The organism is Curtobacterium sp. PhB142 (assembly GCF_004341255.1).
GTDB lineage: Bacteria > Actinomycetota > Actinomycetes > Actinomycetales > Microbacteriaceae > Curtobacterium.
The window spans coordinates 210,628-229,157 of the sequence record NZ_SLUT01000004.1; the positions used below are offsets into that span (position 1 = coordinate 210,628).

Below are 18,530 nucleotides of genomic sequence, written 5' to 3' on the forward strand. Positions count from 1 at the left end.
GGTGCGGGAGACTGGCCTGGTGCAGACGGGCGGGGGCGGCGCGATGGACGAGGTCACGGTCGACATCGGGGACGTCGTCGACGCGGATCAGACCTGGCGCCGTGCATTCCGACCAGTCAGGCGCATCCGAGGCGCCGGACTGTTGCTCGGCGGGGCGGTCCTCGTCGGGGGAGTCGCCGTCGCGGACCAGCCGAGTGACCGCGGTACCGCAGCGGCCCTGGTCGGCACGGTGCTGGTTGCCGCGGGGCTCATCGCCCTCGGGTACCTGGTCACGCGACGCCGGCTCCGGCTGGCCCGGGCCGCGCGGACGACGGCCGTCGATGCTGGTGTCGCTCGTGTCCTCACGCAGGCGCGGGCGTCTGGCGTCCCCGAACTCGACCCGGCCAGCGTTCGGCGCGCGCTGGTCGAGAGCGACAACGGACCGGGGCCCTGGTACGACCCGAAGCTCGGTCCGCACACCTGGCCGGTGTGGCGCGTGCTGGCCGCGGACCCCACGGCGACGGTGTTCGTGGTGGCCAGGAAGTCCGACGACGCCCGGTCGCTGACGATCAGCGTCGAGTCCGCGAAGCCGTCGTGGTGGCAGCGGGACTGACCGGGAGCGGACTCGACTACGGCTGCAGGCGGGTGGCCGACCAGGCGCGGTCGGCGAGCACGTACTGCAGGCGGCGGTGCATCCGGTCGCGGCTGCCGTGCCAGAACTCCACCACGTCGGGCTCGAGCCGCCACGCGACCCACCCAGCCGGCCGTGGCACGGCGTCGTCAGACTCGTCGAGCAGCACGTTGGCGTCGTCGATCAAGTCCTGCAGCGTCCGCGGTTCGAGCACGGCGGACTGGTCGGCGATGGCGGTGGCGGCGCGGGACTTCGGCGAGCGATCCGCGAACAGCGCGTCGGATTCGTCGTCGGTCAGCTGCACGGCCCGGCCCTCGAACCGGAGCTGCTGCATGGTCTCGCGCCAGTAGACCTGGAGTGCCGCGTGCGGGTTGTCGGCGAGCTGACGACCCTTCGGGCTCAGCGTCGAGGTGCCGAACACGAGCCCGCGGTCGTCGAGCCGCTTCACGTCGACCGTGCGGGCGGACACTCGGCCGTCCACACCTGCCGTGGCGAGGGTCATCGACTTCGGCTCGGAGACGTCGCGTTCGTCCGCGGCATCCAGCCACTGCTGCGCGAGGTCGAGCGGCGACGCCGGGGGTGCGTCGAACTCGGGCAGGTGCAGGGAGTCGTCACCGGACAAGGAAGAGGACATGGGTCCACCCAACCGTGCTCAGTTCTGCCACGTCCAGGCTGCCGGGGGACGCCCGCCCCGGGGTCCCGCACTCGCTGGGAGCTCGACCCGGGCAAGCGCGGTGTTCGTACGGAGCGTCCGGTTGAGGTTGCCCGGATCCGGTGTGGTCCCTGTCAGGGCGATCCGCAGCCGAGCGGCGTCCGCCGTGGTGAACGGATCGCCGAGCAGCGCTCGTGTGAACGGCAGGTCTGACCAGAGGAGGACCCGTGCGCGCTCGAGCGCCGAGTCGACGATCCGGTCGTGGTCGAACGGCAGTCCGAGCGGCAGCGCGCCGACGTCGTGCCACGTTGCGTCGGCGTGCGCTGCCGGGTCGATGACCGCGAGGAACGCGATGCTGATCGCGGAGCTCCGTGGATCGCGGTCGGGTCCGTCGAACGCGCCGACCTGCGCGAGGTGGCGCACCGCTGCCGGGCCGACGCCGGTCTTGGTCCGCAGGGCGCGCCGCGCACCGTCGGCGAGGATCTCGGTGCCGTCGAGGAGCACGCCGGGGAGCGCTTCCTGTCCGGCGTACGGTGCATACGCCCGACGCGCGGTGGCGACCCGCAAACCGTCCGTCGTCACGAAGGACACCGGGACGACGTCGATCGCGATGAGCGGTTGGTCGCGGATCGCCGCTGCGGCATCGGTCACGCGGTGGCCGCCCGGCGGGTGGCACGAGCCGAACGCTCGTCGCGGAGCGTCTGGCGGACGTCGGCGAAGGACTGGAGGCGCGTGAAACGGCCGTCGACCCACACCGGCTGGAGCAGGCTGCTCGCCTCGTCGTCGGCCGTGGCCTGGTCGGTCTGCCGGATCTCGCCGGTCTCGTCGCGGTGCAGGGCGATGCGGCCCTTCGCGCTCTTCTTGCCGCTGCCGGTCTTCGGGTCCTTCTGGATGTCGACGGGCTCGCCGTCGACGAGTGCCCACGTGGCCTTGACCGCGCTGCCGAGGTTGTCGCGGGTCATGTACTGGTACGTGTACGACCCGATGCCGAGCACGATGTTGTCGCTCGAGTACCCCTTGGCGGCCAGGCGCTCGTAGATGCGACGGGCACGGTCGAGCGTGATGCTGTCGCCGTAGATGACGCCGATGTGCTGGTCGAGGACCTTGAAGCCCTGCTCGTTCACGGTGTGCCCGAAGATCTCGTCGAGCAGTTCGACGACGCCCTTCTGCTCGTGGCTGCGGTCGGCGGCGAACAGTTCGGCCTGGTCGACACCGTGCACGGTGCCGGTGACGATGTCGACCGGGTCGCCCGAGTCGGGTCGGATGACGAGCTTGCCGTCACGACCGGTGATGCGGTCCTTGAGCTGCGGCAGGGTCTCGGTGATGACCTTGAACAGGTCGAAGCCGTCGCTGACCGCCGAGACGATGCCCGTCGGGTACACGTCGAGGATCTGCTCGAAGGTCGCCAGCTCGCCGTCGGCGCCGCGGACGCACATCACGCTGTGCTCGGTGGCGGGCACGCTCGCGGCCACCCAACCGTTGTCGCCCGGGTAGTAGCGGTCGATGAAGTCGAGCGACGGCATCGAGTCAGTGCCGAGGAACGAGAGCAGGTGGCCCGCGCCACCCGCTGCGGCCGACTCGATGCTCGACTGCCCACGGAACGAGAAGTCGTGCGCGGCGAAGTCGATGCCGGCCGGGACCGCGCCGGTGCGGGCGGCCCAGTCCTCCATCAGGTCGCGGTACTCGAGCGCCTTCGTCGCGACCGTCGACGGGTGCCAGATCGACGCCGACAGGGCAGTCTCGATGTAGTTGGGCAGCCAGTAGAACTCGTCGATCGTGTTCTCGACGGTGAGGGTCGCGACACCGATCGGGGCGAGGGTGCCCTCGGGCAGCGCACGGATCTCGAGGGGCAGGTAGCCGAGGCGGTGCAGGGCCCGGACGTGGTCGGTGCCGATGTGGTTCGGGCCGAAGTAGCTCTGCAGTGCGTCGTCGAAGAGCCGGACGACCTCGTCTTCGTCCGCCGCGAAGAACGGTGCCCAGGCCTCGACGAGCGAGCGCTGGATGAACGCCTGCAGCCCGAAGACCACGGCGTGCGTCGACTCGGGCATGTGCGCGTTCGACCGGTTCGTCCAGTTGATCAGGATGCGGGTGGTGCCGGCCGGGTAGACCTGCCGGTGCGAGTGCTTGTAACCGTCGACGGCCAGTAGCGGCGCGATCGGGCTCGCCGTGGTGATGCGCGGCTCGATCCCGGTGGTCGTTCCGGCGTTCGCGGTGGTCGTGGTGCTCGTGGTCTGCGTCATCGGATCTGCTCCGTCAGGTAGGGGGTGAGTGCGATCGTGCGCAGGCCGTCGATGGCGTTCTGCGCCGGGTACGAGTCGGTGGTGACGATCTCGCCGAAGTGGTCGGCGAGCTGTGCTGCCCGGCCGGAGAAGACGCCGTGCGAGACCCAGAGGCCGAGGCGTTCCTTGGGCAGGCCCGTCGAGCCCGCGAGCCCCATGAACGTGCCGCCGCCGTCGCAGATGTCGTCGACCACCAGGAACCGGCCGGTGTCGGGCAGGGGTTCGCAGGTGAAGCCGTCGAGCTTGCCGGTGTCGGGGTTGCGGTGCTTCTCGGCCCGGTAGAGCGGCAGCCCGCACGCCTCGGCGACCGCGGTTGCACGGGGGACCGCGCCCTTGTCCGGAGCGATGATGCCGGTGTACGGGGCGCCGCCGTCGTGCTCGGGTGCGCCGACCACGGCGTCACGGACGACCTGCTCGCTCGTGACGACGGTCAGGTTGTCGACCAGGCCGACGATGACCGGCGAGTGCGGGTCGAACGCGATGACCTGGTCGAGGTGGAAGCCGTTGAGGACGTCCGCGTAGACCTTCGCGCCGAACGGCAAGCCGCGGTCCTGCCGGGCTCCGGGCAGGTAGGGGACGAGCGCGACGGACCTCGATCCGCGCTGCCGCACGGCGTCCGCCCACATGCCGAGCATGATCAGGTCGTCGCCGCTCGTGCCGCGCAGGGTCGCGATCTCGATGAGTCCCCCCGGCTCGGCGGTGTCGTTCGCGACCTTGACGTGGGCTTCACCGGCGGGGAACCGCATGGTGGAGAACGTCGGTGTCATCTGGTTGCCCTGGGCGTCCCAGGTGCTGAGTTCAACTGCCATGGCTCGACCGTACCACGGTATTTGTCAGGAGGACAAGAACGCGGCCTCGATCGCTGCCTGCGCTCCAGCCCGCCACGGCCGCGGCAGCCCTCCGGGACGTTCCACCACGAAGATCGTCGGGTGCGGGCGGTCGCCGAGGGCGTGTCTGATCGCCGCAGCCGTCGCCCGGGGGTCTCGGGCCAGCACCACGGGGAGCGACCACCGACCCGAACGGAGCATGAGCGACCGCCCGGGCGAGACGGTGTCGGCGGTGATCGCGGCCCAGAGGCCGGCGGCCGTCCCGAGCGGAGTCGGCGTCACGGACCGGAGCGTGGCGAGCACCGGCGGCCGAGGAGGTGGGAGGAACTCCGTACCGGCGCGGGACGGGCCCGCCGGGTCGATGACGAACCGTACCGAGCCCGTGGCCTCGCGCTGGCGGAGCGTGTCGCTGGAGATGCACTGCGTCCCGGCACCGAAGTCGGTCGGACGGTCGGCCGGATCGCTGTAGGCCCAGTGCACCGCGGCACCGTGGTCGAGCTGCTCCCGTTCCGGTCGGCCGCGCGAGTCGACGACCACGTGCAGTTCTACCGGGACGCCGACCCGCTGGACCACGACCGCCGGGCGTCCACGGTGCATCGGTCTCAGTGCCGTTCGACGTGCGCGAGCGGCGGCTGCTGACGCACCCACGTGGCGTGCTCGACGGGGAGTTCGTCGATCCAGGCGGTGAGGACCGGCACCGGCACGTCGTGCGCGCGTGCGACCTCGAACACGATCTCGGAGAAGGCGAACGCGGCGTCACGGTCCGCCGTCGCCACCACGACCATCAGGTCCTCGGGCACGATGTCGACACCGTGGCGGAACAGCCACACCCAGACCACGCCCGGTGTGAGCGGGGCTCGTTCGGCGAGTGCGTCGGAGAACCCCTGGGACGCGGACGGTGCCGGGCGGAGCGTGACCTCGGCTCCGTCGGGGAACGGACCACCCGCGGCGATGACCGTCTGCTTCTCGTCGGGCTGCACGACCTGCGGGTAGGGCTGGTCGATGTCGAGCACGAGACCCCAGTCAGCGGGCAGACCGGCGACCAGACGTGACATCGGCAGTGACAGCGGCGTCGCAGCGACCCCGGCCGGGATGCGGGCGACGGCCGCTGCGGGATCGGTGAAGGCCAGCGCGAGGGGGATGCCCTCGGGGCTGACGACGCCGAGTGGGATTCCCTGCTCGTCGTGTCGGAGCGCGACGACCTCGGCAGCTGCGAACGCGAACCGCGAGCGCACCATCAGGGCGCGTCGCTGTGCGGAGGTGAGGTTCGTGGTGGTGCTCATCAGGAGAAGATCCTCGCGAACAGGCTCGGTCGTGCCGCCGACGGGGGTGTGAACACGAGCGCGAACGTCGGGTGCAGCGGGTCGCCGGGGTGGGGGATGTCGCGGATGATCGCGTACCCGTCGGAGAGTACCTCTGACTGGACGCCCTGCGGGAACACGAACCGGGCGAGCAGTTCGGCCCAGTCGTCGGCTCCGCGGATCTCGGTGCCCCACGTCGGGCGGACGACACCGGACAGCGTCGCGTACGCGCCGAGGTCGGGACGCACGTCGTACCCGAGATCGCCGATCGTGCGGACGATCGGAGCGAGTCTGCCCCAACCCTGTTCGTACGGGCCGGTCGACGGCACGGTGTACGTTCCGCGGGCATCGGCCGGCAGGGGTTCCACGGTCTTCTCGATGCGGGACACCGTCGTCGGCACCACCCCGGGTTCGTGGCGGTCGATCGCTGCTCGGTCCGGGCTCAACGTCGTGCGGAAGCGGCGCGGTTCGTACTCGTTCCGCCAGCCGTCCTCGATGTTCGCGTCGGTCCGGACGTCGACGGCGAACGATGCGACGTGGAACGAGTCCGGCAGGGCCACCGACTCGAGGACCGCGGGTGCGGAAGTCGTGTGGACGAGCGCCGCGCGCGGGACGACGACCTGTCGCCCGCGTTCGAACAGCGTGCCGTCGAGGTCCTCGACCTCGTGGCCATCGTCCGACAGGGCGTTGAGCAGTCGCAGGCTCGCGCCGTACTCCGGCCACAGTGGGTCGACGGTGTCGGTGATGGTCCACCGGCCGTCCGCGGCGCGCTCGGGCAGGGCGTTCCAGGACGGTGAACGGTCCAGGAGCTCGTGACCCGCCCGGGTGACGCCGCTGCGGGTCACCGCAGTCGGTCCTGGACGGACTGCGTCGCCTCGCTGATGTCCCACGGCGCCGTCACGATGCCCGCCGCGACGGCCGGCCCGCGCGAGCCGAGGTCGTGCAGCGCGTTCGCGTACTGGTTCGTCGTGAGGACCCCCGGCTGTGGACTCCGCGTGGCCGGGTCCATCAGCACCTGGTTCATCCCGTCGGGGACGACGTTCCCCGCCTGGTCGACCGGGCTGAGCACGCCGGTGTTCACCAGGTCGCTCGTCGACTTGTCCGTGAAGAGCTGGTGCTGCCCGCCACTGCCGAACTGGGTGTTCGCCTGCGCGGTGCCCTCGGCGTGCGGCAGCGGTTGATTTACCAGGTAGCTGTCGCCGGTGTTGCGGTAGTCGGGGTGCGTGGACGCTCCTGCCGGGACGCCGTCGTGACCGGCGTGGGACTGAACGCCCACCTGCACGGACTCGCTGTAGTCCGAGGCGCTGCCGCCGGCGTGCATGGTGCCGTCGGGGACGTAGAAGTTGCCGTGGCCCGGTCCGCTGATCTGGAGCGTCTGCCCGACGAGCGAGTCGGCGTCGCCGTTCGCCCAGCGGTCGACACCGAGGTAGCCGCTCTGGAAGCCGCCCTTGCCACCCTGCCAGTGCCGCGCGAGCTCGGCGAGGGAGGACCCGCCGTTGTCCCAGTACGCCTGCGTGGCCTTGTTCGCGATCTCCGGCATCGACCGGACCGAGGCGATGAAGCCGTCGCCCGGACGTCGGAGTGCACCGACCGCCGCGGAACCGCCGTGCACGGCGAGGGCGCGGAGCGACTCGACCGAGCGCAGTGCGGCACCGTGGCGAAGGTTGTTGACCAGGTGCAGACCCGGCGCGAACAGCTGTCGGCTCTCCGAGGCGACGTGTCGACCGGCCGAGCTGAACTTGGCAGCGAGTGAGGCGCCCTTCGCGAACTCCTCGCCGATCTTCGCCGCGGTGGTGATCCCCTTCATCCCCGGGATGCAGTCGAGCAACGCGAAGGCGAGGTCCCACCCGTCGGCGGTGCCCTTCGACATCTTGTACAGGGTGTCGGCGAGGACGAGCAGGGCTGCGCCGAGCACGATCCAGGCGAGTGGCCCGCCGATGATCATGACGATGATGCCGCCCACGGCGACGACGACCTTCGCGATGGAGACGATGGTCTCCCACGCCTCGGACCCGAAGATCTTGTCCCACGTGGACTGCTTCCCCAGCCCCGCGTCAGCCGCTTCACCGATCTTCGTCGCGGTCCGCTGCTCCGCGTCCTGCCAGTCACCCTTCGCATCCGCCACGAGCCGCTTCGCCGCGTCGATCCGCGACTGCGCCGCCGCGATGTCGCCCTGCGCGGACGACACGGACCCCTGCGCGACGGAGGCGTTGTCGGACGCCGCCCGCAACTGCGCCGGCGACGGCACGTCCACCCCGTCCGGCACCTCGGACCCGGCCGGGTACTTGTCCGCCACCTTCGACAGGTCCGACGACGCCGACTGGTAGTGCGACAGGTTCGACTGCGCATCGGAGAGCCGGTCCTGCGCCGCGGCGAGGTCCCCGGAGGCGTCCTTCGCGTCCGCGAGCGCACCGTCGGCCCGGTACTGGGTGTCATCGACCGTGTCCGCCCACCCCGACAACGCCGTCGCGGCGAGTTCGTAGGAGTCGACGAGCTTGGTCAGGTCCGACGGGGTGTCCTCGATCGCGTCGACGAACACGTCCGCCGCTTCACCCTCCCAGTCGGTCAGCCACCCCGACCCCTTCACCGATTTCAACCGGGTCGAGGCGTCATCGGCTGCGTCGGAGATGCGCTGGTACTCCCGCGACATCATCCGCAACGTCGACGGATCACCCTTGACCGGATCATCACCCTGCTCGACGACATCCCACCCCGACGGCCGCCCCATGACTACTCCGCCCTCGAGGCAGCGGGTCCGCCGCCGCCGTTCTCGTCGTTGACCTGCAGTGCCTGTGCGAGCTGCTCGTCGGTCTCGGTGTAGGTCTCGACGGACGCGCTGAGCATGTCCGCCAGCGCCTTCGTCGAGTCGCTGATCTTGTCGCGCTTGTCGCCCCAGCGGTGGTCGAAGTCGTGCAGGGCGTCCTGCACGGTGCCCGAGCCGATCTCGTCGTCGGACGCATCGACGCGCTTGTGCGCCTGTTCGAGCGTGCTGTGCACGGTCGACAGGTCGGTCTGGAGCTCCCCGAGCCCCATCAGGTCAACGAGCAGTCTCGAAGCCACGGAACAATCCCTCCCCGATCACGAACCGGAAGCCACCGCCACCGGAACCGCGTCGACCCCGTGCCCCACGCGATCGCGGGACACGGGGTCGTCAGCGGTGTCAGCCCTTGAGGCCGGAAGCGAGCGACTCGTCCGTCTCAGACAGGGTCTGCGACGCCTTCGACAGGAACGTCGACAGGCCCTCGAGCCCCTGGACGGTCTGGGTCACGCCACGGTTGAACTCGTCGTAGGACTCGCCGAACGCGACGGACGACTTGTCGGTGACGTAGCCGTCGGAGATGAGCTGCTGGATCTTGCGCTGCAGGGCGGAGAGACGGTCTTCGATGTCCGCCTGACCCGCCTTGAGGTCGGAGGCTGCTGCCTCGAGGTCTGCGTACGAGACGTTGATGTTCGCCACGGTGTGACTCCCTTTCCCCGGAGTTTCGTCATGTCCCCCCAACGGGGCGTGTTGCAGGGGACACTACCATCGTCCTGCGACATGTAGTCAATGCTACGGGGGATGCCATGACCTTCACGTTCACGATGGTCGACCGCGAGAGCGGTCAGACCGCCAACGTCTACGTCGACGGGGACGACACCCGCGCGGTCGGCGAGCTCGTCGCCGAGGCCGAACGCCTCATCGCGACTGACGTCGTGGCCTCCGGACGGACCCCGGCGTACTTCGTCGGCGAGCAGCCGCTCGACCTGGCCGCGACGGTCGCGGAGTCCGGTGTGCGCGAGGGCGTGGTCGTGGCCCGCAGTCTCGAGCAGGTGCCGCCGCAGCCGCTCCGTCCGCTGACCGACGCCGAGATCCGGATCGTCTCGGGCCTGCACGCCGGCACCATCGTGCGGGTGGGCACCGGCACGGTGACGATCGGCACGGCGACGAACGCCACGGTGCGCATCCCGGTGAGCACCACCGCCGAGGTCGAGGCCGAGGCCACCGGGGCCGAGACCGTCCCGGAGGTCGCCCTGCTCGTGTCGGTCACGGCCGACGGCGCGAAGGTCCGTCCGGCGAACGGCTTCGCCGGGGCAGTGCTCGACGGTGCTGCCGTCACCGAGGAGACCGACTGGCCGGAGACCGCGCAGCTGGCGATCGGCGGGGTCCTGCTCGGCTTCGGTCGGGCGCCGGACCGCGGAGCCCACCTGTCCCTGGCCGACGACGGCATGTCGCTCGAGTACAACCGCCCGCCGCGCATCCTGCCGCCCGACGAGCACACCCGCTACCAGCTGCCGGCACCGCCGACCGAACCCCCGGCGCGGGCGCTGCCCATCCTGATGGCGCTGGCGCCGATGGGCATGGCCGTGATGTTCGTGTCGACCACCGGTCGCTGGATCTACCTGCTCATCGCCCTGCTGTCACCGATCCTGATGATCATCACGGGCCTCCAGGGCCGCCGCCAGGGCAAGAAGACGTACCGCCAGCGGATCGTGGAGTACGAGGACACCAAGGCGCGCATCGAGGCGGACGCGACCGAGAGCCTCCAGTCCGAACGGGCACGCTGGATCGCGAGCGCGCCCGACCCGGCTGCCGTCTACGAGACGGCGGTCACGCCGCTGCCGCGCCTGTGGGAGCGGCGCCGCACCGACCCCGACCACCTGCTCGTCCGTGTCGGCACGGCGACGCAGCGGTCCGAGGTGACCATCGAGGACCCGGAACAGCTGTCGCACAAGCGGACCGTCGCGTGGGACGCGACCGACGTGCCGGTCCGGATCCGCCTGGCGGAGCGCGGCGTGATCGGCATCGCCGGTCCGGACGACGACGCCCGACGGCTGGCGAACTGGGTGGTCGCGCAGCTCGCGACGCTGCAGAGCCCGAAGGACGTCACCTTCACGCTGCTCACCGACACCACCCGGACCGCGCTGTGGGAGTGGATGTCCTGGTTGCCGCACGTCCGCCGCGACGGCGCCGACCAGCCGATGACGAGCATCGCCTCGAACGCCGCGACGACCGCGCGGGCCATCGCCGAGCTCGCGGCGGTCATCGACGCCCGGAAGGAAGCCGGCATCGGCAAGAAGACGCCGCCGGCCGACGAGATCGTGGTCGTGATGGACGGCGCCCGACGCCTGCGTGCGATGCCGTCGCTCGTGCAGGTGCTGAAGGAGGGGCCGTCGGTCGGGGTGTTCAGCATCTGCCTCGACCTGGACGAGCGGCTCCTGCCCGAGGAGTGCGACGCCGTGGTCGTGGTCCGCGACGACCGGATCCGGGTCACGCAGCAGCGCAGCGAGCGGATCGACGATGCCCGACCCGACTTGGTCGACCAGGACTGGCTCGAGTGGGTCGCCCGCTCGCTGTCGCCGATCGTCGACGCCAGCCCGGACGTGCAGGACGGCGCCATCCCGTCGTCGGCGCGGCTGCTCGACGTCCTCCAGCTCGAACCGCCGACGTCCGAGGCCGTGCAGGCCCGGTGGCTGCTCGGCGGACGCAGCACGACCGCCGTCATCGGCGCCTCGATCGACGGGCCGTTCGCGATCGACCTGCGGAACGACGGCCCGCACGGACTCGTCGCCGGCACGACCGGTTCCGGCAAGTCCGAGTTGCTGCAGACGATCGTCGCGTCGCTCGCCGTCGCGAACCGGCCGGACGAGATGAACTTCGTGCTCGTCGACTACAAGGGCGGTGCGGCGTTCAAGGACTGCGTCGACCTGCCGCACACGGTCGGCATGGTCACCGACCTCGACACCCACCAGGTGGAGCGGGCGCTCGAGTCGCTCGGCGCGGAACTGCGCACCCGCGAGCACGCCCTGGCCGAGGTCGGCGCGAAGGACCTGGAGGACTACCAGGACCTGCAGGCGAAGCGCGCCGCGTCGGGCGACGCGATCCCGAGCCTGCCGCGCCTGCTCATCGTCATCGACGAGTTCGCCTCGCTCGCCCGCGAGCTGCCCGACTTCGTCAAGGGCCTGGTCAACATCGCCCAGCGCGGTCGGTCGCTCGGCATCCACCTCGTGCTCGCCACGCAGCGCCCCGGCGGTGTCGTGTCGCCCGAGATCCGCGCCAACACGAACCTGCGGATCGCGTTGCGCGTCACCGACCAGTCCGAGAGCCAGGACGTCATCGGCGCGAACGACGCCGCGCGGATCGCGAAGACGACGCCCGGTCGCGCGTACGTGCGGCTCGGCGCGGCCTCGTTGCTGCCCTTCCAGTCCGGTCGGGTGGGCGGGCGTCGGCCCGGCACGGACGACCAGGAGGCCCGGCCCGCCCTGGTCCGCGAACTCACCTTCGCCTCGTACAGCGAACCAGCCCCCCGCCCGGCAGCCGTCGAGGCCGCCGCCAGCGACGTGGAGGTCACCGACCTGAGCGTCCTCGTCGCGTCGATCGGCGACGCCACCCGCGCCCTCGGCACCCCCGAGCAGCGGAAGCCGTGGCTGCCGCCCCTCGGTGCGGTCGTCGGACTCGACGACGTCGAAGCCGCCGGTGCCTCGGCCGCCCCCGAGCTGCCGCCGCTCGCCGTGGCCTGGGGCATCGAGGACCACCCCGCCGACCAGCAGCAGCGCCCCGCCGTGTTCGACCTCGACGCCGACGGGCACCTGTTCGTCATCGGGTCGCCGCGCTCCGGCCGCAGCCAGACGCTCCGCACCCTGGCCGGTGCGATGGCCCTGCGCCTCGGCGTCGGTGACGTGCACATGTACGGGATCGACTGCGGCAACGGCGCCCTGCTCGCGCTCGGGGCCCTGCCGCACTGCGGTGCCGTGGTGCAGCGGCACGAGCCCGACCGGGTCTCGCGGTTGCTCGGCATCCTGCTCCGCACCGTGCAGGAGCGCCAGGCGGCCTTCGCGAGCGGCGGGTACTCGTCCATCGCCGAGCAGCGGTCCGACGAGCACACCACCCCGCTGCCGCACGTCGTCGTGTTCCTGGACCAGTGGGAGAGCTTCATGGCGACCCTGGCCGACGCCGAGAACGGAGCGCTGCACGACGCCGTCCAGACGCTGCTGCGCGAGGGCGTCGGCGTCGGCGTGCACCTGATCGTCTCCGGGGACCGCACGCTGACCTCCGGCCGGATGTCGAGCCAGGTGGAGCGGAAGCTGCTGCTCGCCCTGGCCGACCGCGGCGACTACAACTACGAGGGCATCAACGGCAAGAAGCTGCCGGAGTCGATCCCGCCCGGCCGCGGCTTCCGGAACGCCACTGCGACGGAGACCCAGGTCGCCGTGCTGCCCGGTGGCCTCGGCGGCCGTGACCAGGCGGCGGCGATCCGCGGCATCGGCGACGAGGTCCGCGCCCACGTCCCCGCGACCGTGCCGAAGCCGTTCCGGATCGATGTGCTGCCGCGGTCCATCACGTTCGAGGAGGCCGTGCGCTACCTGCCCTCGGCGGACGCCTCGGTCGGCCGGGTCGCGCTCGGCGTCGGCGGCGACGAGCTCCGGCTCTTCACCCACGACTTCGTGCAGGACACCCCGGTGTTCATCGTCGCCGGCAGCCCGCGCTCCGGCAAGAGCACCGCGCTCGTCGCGATGGCCCGGCACGTCCTGTCCGCAGGTGGGTCGGTCGTCGCGGTCACGCCGCGGGACTCCCCGCTCCGGGCACTCGAGGGTGCACCGCGCGCGACCGTGGTCACCGACGGCGGGATCGGGGCGGAGGGGCTCTCCGCCGCGATCGACACCGGCTCGGACGGCTTCACGCTCGTGCTCGTCGACGACGCCGAGGCACTCAAGGAGACCCCGGCCGAACCGGTGTTCCGGGCGGTCATGGACTCCGACCGGGGCCGTTCGGTCGGGCTCGTCATCGCGGGCGACGTCGAGGGCGTCGCGAGCGGGTTCCGTGGCTGGCAGGTCGACGCGAAGAAGGCCCGTCGCGGGATGCTGCTCGCACCGCTCAGCACCGTCGACGGCGACCTGATCGGCACGAAGCTGTCGAAGAGCCTGGTGACGCAGGACCGGGTGCCGGGTCGGGCGCTGCTCAACGACGCCGACCAGGCGCTGCGGCTGGTGCAGGTGCCCGCCGACTGACGGGGACGGCGCGAGGTCGCGCGCCGGCGTCAGCCGAGTGGGGCTTCGCCGACCAGCGCGGTCTGCGGCTCGGCGCGCAGCGTGTGGCCGCCGAACACGACCACGTCGCCCGGCTGCACCACGGTGCGCTGCGCCGGCGGCACCATCGTCGCCGGGAACCCCGGCCGCTGCAGCTCGACCCCGTTCGCCGACGCCGTGTCGAGCACCCAGAGCGACCCCTCGGCACCGAAGCCGAACTCCAGGTGCGTGCGGCTGAGCAGCTTGTCCGGGTCCTCGAGCGCGATCATGTGCGCGTAGCCGCCGTCCGGGTGAGCGCTCGCCGGGTCACGGCCGATCAGCCCGCCACCGGACACCGTCACCCGCTGGTGGTCGTCGAGCACCAGGACGGCCGCCGCGGTCTGCCGGGCCGGAGCCGCGTCGCGGCGAGCCGTGCCACCGGCGGAGCCCAGGGGACGTCCGGGCATCTGCGCGACGGTCGCCCGCACCCGGTCGGCGCTGGCGCGGGGAGCCGGCGGCGGCGTGACGACCGCGCGGGCGAGTTCGCCGCGCTGCGCCATCCGCGCGAGGTCGTCGACGGTGACCCGCTCGACGACGGGCTCGACGGGCTTCCGACGCTTCCGGAACGGCCAGATCCGCATCAGTCGACCCCGCCGCCGACCGTGGCCGAGTCGATGAGCTCGAAGGTGTCGGTCACGGTCTCGAACAGTTCGTACAGCGGCTCGGCCAGGTCGGTCGCGGGCGAGGACACGCTCACCAGCGCGACCTGGTCACCGGCCGGCACGAACGTCTGCATCAGCACGACGTCGAACGAGCCGCGGCCGTCCGGCGCCTGCACGGTCGAGACGCCCCAGACGCGCGGCACCCGACCGACGCGCGGGACCTCGTGCACGTCGACGTGCATGCCGTCGTCGTCACCGCCGAGCGCGGCGACGTGGTCGGTCAGGGCGGCGAGCGGATCGCCGCCGGCCTCGGGCGCGGGCAGGACCGTGACGGTCAGGGCGCCGGAGACGATGCCGTCCTCGCTCGGCTCGGCGAAGGCCGCGCAGTACCGCGCACCGCTGTCCCACGCCGACCGGGCGAACCGACGGAGGGCGCGGACGATCTCGGTCCGGTGGTCCCAGAGCTCGCGCTGGTCCTCGATGCGCTCCTGCACGAGGGCGCTGATCCGGTCGTCGCGGCGCTCCGGCTCGACGGGCAGCTCGAACCAGGAGCGCGGGACCGTGATGGCGAAGTGGTCGACCGACATGCCCGCTACCGTACCGTGGCGTGTCGCCCGGCCGTCCGGCGCATCGCCCGCAGCAGCAGCGGACCCGGCAGCCGCAGCAGGGCCCCGGGCAGGACCGACCGCACCCCGCTGACCACGGCGACCGTCCGCTGGAACCGACGGTGCTCGCGCGGCCCCCACGCGAACCCGTACGCGGTCCGCAGCCGTTCCGGCAGCATCCCGACCGTGACGATCCGGACGAGCGGCATCGCGGCACGCACCCAGAGCGGCGCGAACCGCGGGTGGAGCAGGTCACGCACCACCCCGCGGGCGTCGTCGGTGACCTCGAGCCGCTCGAGGGCGTCGGCCCAGTACTCGTCGAAGGCCGCGACCGAGGTCGGCCAGCGCTCGGCGGGCACCCGCAGCGTCGTCGCGATCGGGGCGTACGCGGCGAGCACGGCCTCGGCGCGTTCCGCCGTGACGGGAGCGCCGAACAGGTCGTGCGCCCGACGAGCCGAGTCGAACAGGGTCGCGGCCACCCACAGCTGCCGGTCGACGTCGTCCGCGCCGGTCACGGGCGCGTGGGCACGGTTCACGAAACCCGCGGCGATCGCGGCGTCCTGCTCCGTGCCGGAGACGACGGCGTACACGAACATCAGGGTGTGGGCCAGCCGCTGCTGCGGTCGACGGGCGAAGTCCGAGTGCCGGCGGACCCCCGCCGCGACGACCGGGTCGGCGATCTGCAGCAGGATGGCGCGGCCGCCCGCGGCCACGGGTGTGCTGTCACCGAGGAACCGACGCAGGCTGCGGTCGTGGACGCGACCGGACGACGGACGGGAGGTGGGCCCCACCAGCCGGTTCCGGCGCACCGCGCCAGCGGGGTGACGGCCGTGACTGGAGGGACGTGGCGGGCCCGGCACCGGGCCTCCAGGCCGTGGGGTGGTCACGGTCCACCCCGTCGGCGTCGCGCCCGCAGGACGGTGACGAGATCAGCGACGATCGCCGCGACGAGCGCGACCGCGCCGGTCACGAGGGCGGCCACCAGGTACGTGCCGTCGACCCGGACGTCGCCCGTCAGGGCGAGCAGGGTCGCGACGAGCCAGATCGCGGGGAGCGGCCAGAGGCGGCTCGGTGCTCCGGTGACGACGGCTCCGACCACCGCGACCGCGAGGAGCGGCACCCATCGACCTGCCGGCTCCGACTGCGCGGCGAGGTGTGCGGAGGCCGCGACGAGCAGCATCGCCGCGATCGCCACCAGCCGGGCGGCCGACGGCATGCTGCGGACGCTGGCTCGGACACGACGGAACACGGCCCGATGCTACGGGCCGTGTTCCGCGGATCCCTGGAGGAGGCGCTGATCAGGGGATGCGGATCAGAGCGGCTTGGTGCCGAGGTCGCCTCCCAGGTCCGGCCGGTCCTCGTCGGCGTCGTGCTCCCACAGGTCGGGGGAGCCCTCGCGCGGAGATCCGCCGGTCGGGCCGTCGTCGGTACCGTCGCCGGGCTGCGGCTCGACGGTCTCGCCGGCGACGGCGTCGTTCGTCACGGTCTCGAGGGACTCCTCGGACTCGTCCACCTCGTACGGGCCGACGTGCTCGCGGTCGATGTCGTCGTCGCGGCGCTGCTGGGCCTCGAAGTCGTCGACGGGACTGATGCCGGGATCGCTCATGGTGTCCTCCTGGGTGTGGGTGGTGCCGGGTGTCGGATGGTGTTCAGGCGCTGACGAAGTGGACGTCGCCGGAGCCGAGCGCGAGCTGCTCCGCCAGACCCTTCTCGTCGGTGGCACCCCAGCGTTCGGCGATCTTGCCGTCACGGAACTTCGAGACCTGGATGCCGCGGACCTCGAAGATGCGACCCGTCGGCGCGTGGCCCTGGAACGGACCGGTGTGGGTGCCGCGGATCGTGAACACGGCGGTGATGTAGTCGTCCGTGACGACGAGCGGGTCGGGCTCGAGCGTGAGGTCCGGGAACGCGGTGGTGAACTCGGTCCAGAAGTCGACGATCCCCGCGAGGCCGGGCTGCTGGTCGGGCGCGGGGTCGTGGTCCACGACGTCCTCGGCCCACACCTCGGGGAAGCGGTCGAAGGCCCGCGCCTCCAGGATCTCGCCGAGTCGTTCCTGTGCCTGCTGGTTCTGTTCCGCGGTCATGCGCGCTCCTTCGTTCGGGCCATCCGGTGGTTCGGGCCTGCCGGTGGTTCGGGCCTTCCGGTGTACGCCGGGTCGGTGAGAGCGGCGTCCAGGGTGCGCGAGTTCACCTCCGGGACACCTCCCCGTCACGACGGCCGTGCACACTGCCGGTGCTCGGGGGAGTGGAGCGCGGTCGCCGACGGGTGGTCGAGCGACCGCGCCTTCCCCTGCGTCCCGCGCCGCCCGTTGTCTCGACGTCCATGTCGCCGCGCTAGGCTGCGTGACGGCCGTTGTCTCGACATCGAGCGACCCTCGATGTGGAGTGCGCGACCGGGAAACCGATGCCGATCGCACGAACCGTGCGGGAAGAAGAACAGCGTGGATCTTTTCGAGTATCAGGCCAGGGACCTCTTCGAGTCCTACGGCGTCCCCGTCCTCCAGGGGATCATCGCCGACACCCCGGAAGAGGCGAGAGCGGCGGCCGAGAAGATCGGTGGCGTCGTGGTCGTCAAGGCCCAGGTGAAGGTCGGTGGGCGCGGCAAGGCCGGCGGCGTCAAGGTCGCGAAGACCCCCGACGAGGCGTTCGAGCACGCCCAGGCGATCCTCGGCCTCGACATCAAGGGCCACACCGTGCAGCGCGTCATGATCGCCCAGGGCGCCGACATCGCCGAGGAGTTCTACTTCTCCGTGCTGCTCGACCGGGCCAACCGCTCCTACCTCTCGCTCACCAGCGTCGAGGGCGGCATGGAGATCGAGCAGCTCGCCGTCGAGAAGCCCGAGGCGCTCGCCCGCGTCGAGGTCGACCCGCTCACCGGGATCGACGCGGCCGCCGGTCGCGCGATCGCCGAGCAGGCCGGGTTCCCGGCGGAGCTCGTCGACCAGGTGGCCGACGTCTTCTCGAAGCTCTACGACGTCTACAAGGGCGAGGACGCCACGCTCGTCGAGGTGAACCCCCTCGTCCGCACCGGCGACGGCCAGATCCTGGCGCTCGACGGCAAGGTCTCGCTCGACGAGAACGCCGACTTCCGCCACCCCGCGCACAAGGACCTCGAGGACTCCGCCAGCGAGGACCCGCTCGAGGCCAAGGCGAAGGCCCACGGCCTGAACTACGTCAAGCTCGACGGCCAGGTCGGCGTCATCGGCAACGGTGCGGGCCTCGTCATGTCGACGCTCGACGTCGTCGCCTACGCCGGTGAGCGCCACGGCGGCGTGAAGCCCGCGAACTTCCTCGACATCGGCGGCGGCGCCTCGGCCGAGGTCATGGCCAACGGCCTCGACGTCATCCTCGGCGACCCGCAGGTGAAGAGCGTGTTCGTGAACGTCTTCGGCGGCATCACCGCCTGCGACGCCGTCGCGAACGGCATCGTCGCCGCCCTCGGGATCCTCGGCGACGCGGCCACCAAGCCGCTCGTCGTGCGCCTGGACGGCAACAACGTGGAAGAGGGCCGACGGATCCTGGCGGAGGCAGCGCACCCGCTCGTCACCGTCGCCGCGACCATGGACGACGCGGCCGAGCAGGCCGCCGAACTCGCCGCTGCCGCGGCCTGA

General features: G+C 71.7%; 19 protein-coding genes. 3 read left to right on the plus strand and 16 right to left on the minus strand.

Going from position 1 to position 18,530, the window contains the following annotated elements; translation table 11 throughout:
- The first annotated feature begins 19 nt into the window (after positions 1–19).
- The gene (locus EDF31_RS09755; RefSeq protein ID WP_131845981.1) at positions 20–592 is read left to right on the plus strand and encodes a hypothetical protein; all 573 of its coding nucleotides are present in this window, start codon (positions 20–22) and stop codon (positions 590–592) included.
- A gap of 16 nt (positions 593–608) precedes the next feature.
- Here EDF31_RS09755 and EDF31_RS09760 read toward each other — a convergent pair whose 3' ends face one another.
- The 10 genes from EDF31_RS09760 to EDF31_RS09805 form a co-directional block, all read right to left on the minus strand.
- Positions 609–1,244: a pyridoxal 5'-phosphate synthase gene (locus EDF31_RS09760; protein ID WP_131845982.1), complete on the minus strand. Its 636-nt coding sequence runs from the start codon at positions 1,242–1,244 to the stop codon at positions 609–611.
- An 18-nt stretch (positions 1,245–1,262) separates the two neighbouring features.
- Complete coding sequence (locus tag EDF31_RS09765) at positions 1,263–1,913, minus strand: NUDIX hydrolase (RefSeq protein WP_131845983.1); 651 nt, start codon at positions 1,911–1,913, stop codon at positions 1,263–1,265.
- Positions 1,910–3,502 carry a nicotinate phosphoribosyltransferase gene (locus EDF31_RS09770; protein WP_131845984.1) on the minus strand — a complete coding sequence of 531 codons (1,593 nt, stop codon included), beginning with the start codon at positions 3,500–3,502 and terminating at the stop codon, positions 1,910–1,912. The genes EDF31_RS09765 and EDF31_RS09770 overlap by 4 nt, the downstream gene beginning before the upstream one ends.
- Positions 3,499–4,350 (minus strand): phosphoribosyltransferase family protein, encoded by an 852-nt coding sequence (locus EDF31_RS09775; protein ID WP_131845985.1) that lies wholly within the window; start codon positions 4,348–4,350, stop codon positions 3,499–3,501. The genes EDF31_RS09770 and EDF31_RS09775 overlap by 4 nt, the downstream gene beginning before the upstream one ends.
- A 24-nt stretch (positions 4,351–4,374) precedes the next feature.
- On the minus strand, positions 4,375–4,965 hold the full coding sequence (locus EDF31_RS09780) for a hypothetical protein (RefSeq protein ID WP_131845986.1): 591 nt from the start codon (positions 4,963–4,965) through the stop codon (positions 4,375–4,377).
- 5 nt (positions 4,966–4,970) lie between these two features.
- Positions 4,971–5,651, minus strand: a complete 681-nt coding sequence (locus EDF31_RS09785) for a hypothetical protein (protein ID WP_131845987.1) — start codon at positions 5,649–5,651, stop codon at positions 4,971–4,973.
- Positions 5,651–6,514: a hypothetical protein gene (locus EDF31_RS09790; protein ID WP_131845988.1), complete on the minus strand. Its 864-nt coding sequence runs from the start codon at positions 6,512–6,514 to the stop codon at positions 5,651–5,653. The genes EDF31_RS09785 and EDF31_RS09790 overlap by 1 nt, the downstream gene beginning before the upstream one ends.
- Positions 6,511–8,397, minus strand: a complete 1,887-nt coding sequence (locus tag EDF31_RS09795) for a putative T7SS-secreted protein (protein ID WP_131845989.1) — start codon at positions 8,395–8,397, stop codon at positions 6,511–6,513. Before EDF31_RS09795 ends, EDF31_RS09790 begins: the two co-directional genes overlap by 4 nt.
- Positions 8,398–8,399: 2 nt before the next feature.
- Positions 8,400–8,729 (minus strand): hypothetical protein, encoded by a 330-nt coding sequence (locus tag EDF31_RS09800; protein ID WP_123936922.1) that lies wholly within the window; start codon positions 8,727–8,729, stop codon positions 8,400–8,402.
- A gap of 100 nt (positions 8,730–8,829) precedes the next feature.
- Positions 8,830–9,126: a WXG100 family type VII secretion target gene (locus EDF31_RS09805; RefSeq protein WP_071404660.1), complete on the minus strand. Its 297-nt coding sequence runs from the start codon at positions 9,124–9,126 to the stop codon at positions 8,830–8,832.
- 107 nt (positions 9,127–9,233) lie between these two features.
- Between EDF31_RS09805 and EDF31_RS09810 the strand changes: the two genes are divergently transcribed.
- Positions 9,234–13,655 carry an FtsK/SpoIIIE domain-containing protein gene (locus tag EDF31_RS09810; protein WP_131845990.1) on the plus strand — a complete coding sequence of 1,474 codons (4,422 nt, stop codon included), beginning with the start codon at positions 9,234–9,236 and terminating at the stop codon, positions 13,653–13,655.
- 29 nt (positions 13,656–13,684) lie between these two features.
- Here the strand turns inward: EDF31_RS09810 and EDF31_RS09815 are convergent, their stop codons facing one another.
- The 6 genes from EDF31_RS09815 to EDF31_RS09840 form a co-directional block, all read right to left on the minus strand.
- A complete protein-coding gene (locus EDF31_RS09815) occupies positions 13,685–14,293 on the minus strand; it encodes an FHA domain-containing protein (RefSeq protein ID WP_131845991.1) in 609 nt (202 codons plus the stop codon).
- The gene (locus EDF31_RS09820) at positions 14,293–14,901 is read right to left on the minus strand and encodes a hypothetical protein (RefSeq protein ID WP_111085350.1); all 609 of its coding nucleotides are present in this window, start codon (positions 14,899–14,901) and stop codon (positions 14,293–14,295) included. The genes EDF31_RS09815 and EDF31_RS09820 overlap by 1 nt, the downstream gene beginning before the upstream one ends.
- A 5-nt stretch (positions 14,902–14,906) precedes the next feature.
- The gene (locus tag EDF31_RS09825) at positions 14,907–15,710 is read right to left on the minus strand and encodes an oxygenase MpaB family protein (protein WP_165901384.1); all 804 of its coding nucleotides are present in this window, start codon (positions 15,708–15,710) and stop codon (positions 14,907–14,909) included.
- A gap of 92 nt (positions 15,711–15,802) precedes the next feature.
- Positions 15,803–16,168, minus strand: a complete 366-nt coding sequence (locus EDF31_RS09830) for a hypothetical protein (protein WP_131845993.1) — start codon at positions 16,166–16,168, stop codon at positions 15,803–15,805.
- 63 nt (positions 16,169–16,231) lie between these two features.
- Positions 16,232–16,525: a hypothetical protein gene (locus EDF31_RS09835; protein WP_123340961.1), complete on the minus strand. Its 294-nt coding sequence runs from the start codon at positions 16,523–16,525 to the stop codon at positions 16,232–16,234.
- 43 nt (positions 16,526–16,568) lie between these two features.
- The gene (locus tag EDF31_RS09840; RefSeq protein ID WP_131845994.1) at positions 16,569–17,003 is read right to left on the minus strand and encodes an ester cyclase; all 435 of its coding nucleotides are present in this window, start codon (positions 17,001–17,003) and stop codon (positions 16,569–16,571) included.
- Between the two features lie 357 nt (positions 17,004–17,360).
- Here EDF31_RS09840 and sucC point away from each other — a divergent pair, with 357 nt between their 5' ends.
- A complete protein-coding gene (gene sucC, locus EDF31_RS09845) occupies positions 17,361–18,530 on the plus strand; it encodes an ADP-forming succinate--CoA ligase subunit beta (RefSeq protein WP_123671459.1) in 1,170 nt (389 codons plus the stop codon).

Coding starts and splice junctions, on each gene's coding strand:
- EDF31_RS09760 (WP_131845982.1), bottom strand. CDS start 1,244: ATGTCCTCTTCCTTGTCCGGTGACGACTCCCTGCACCTGCCCGAGTTC.
- EDF31_RS09770 (WP_131845984.1), bottom strand. CDS start 3,502: ATGACGCAGACCACGAGCACCACGACCACCGCGAACGCCGGAACGACC.
- EDF31_RS09775 (WP_131845985.1), bottom strand. CDS start 4,350: ATGGCAGTTGAACTCAGCACCTGGGACGCCCAGGGCAACCAGATGACA.
- EDF31_RS09780 (WP_131845986.1), bottom strand. CDS start 4,965: ATGCACCGTGGACGCCCGGCGGTCGTGGTCCAGCGGGTCGGCGTCCCG.
- EDF31_RS09785 (WP_131845987.1), bottom strand. CDS start 5,651: ATGAGCACCACCACGAACCTCACCTCCGCACAGCGACGCGCCCTGATG.
- EDF31_RS09795 (WP_131845989.1), bottom strand. CDS start 8,397: ATGGGGCGGCCGTCGGGGTGGGATGTCGTCGAGCAGGGTGATGATCCG.
- EDF31_RS09810 (WP_131845990.1), top strand. CDS start 9,234: ATGACCTTCACGTTCACGATGGTCGACCGCGAGAGCGGTCAGACCGCC.
- EDF31_RS09815 (WP_131845991.1), bottom strand. CDS start 14,293: ATGCGGATCTGGCCGTTCCGGAAGCGTCGGAAGCCCGTCGAGCCCGTC.
- EDF31_RS09820 (WP_111085350.1), bottom strand. CDS start 14,901: ATGTCGGTCGACCACTTCGCCATCACGGTCCCGCGCTCCTGGTTCGAG.
- EDF31_RS09835 (WP_123340961.1), bottom strand. CDS start 16,525: ATGAGCGATCCCGGCATCAGTCCCGTCGACGACTTCGAGGCCCAGCAG.
- EDF31_RS09840 (WP_131845994.1), bottom strand. CDS start 17,003: ATGACCGCGGAACAGAACCAGCAGGCACAGGAACGACTCGGCGAGATC.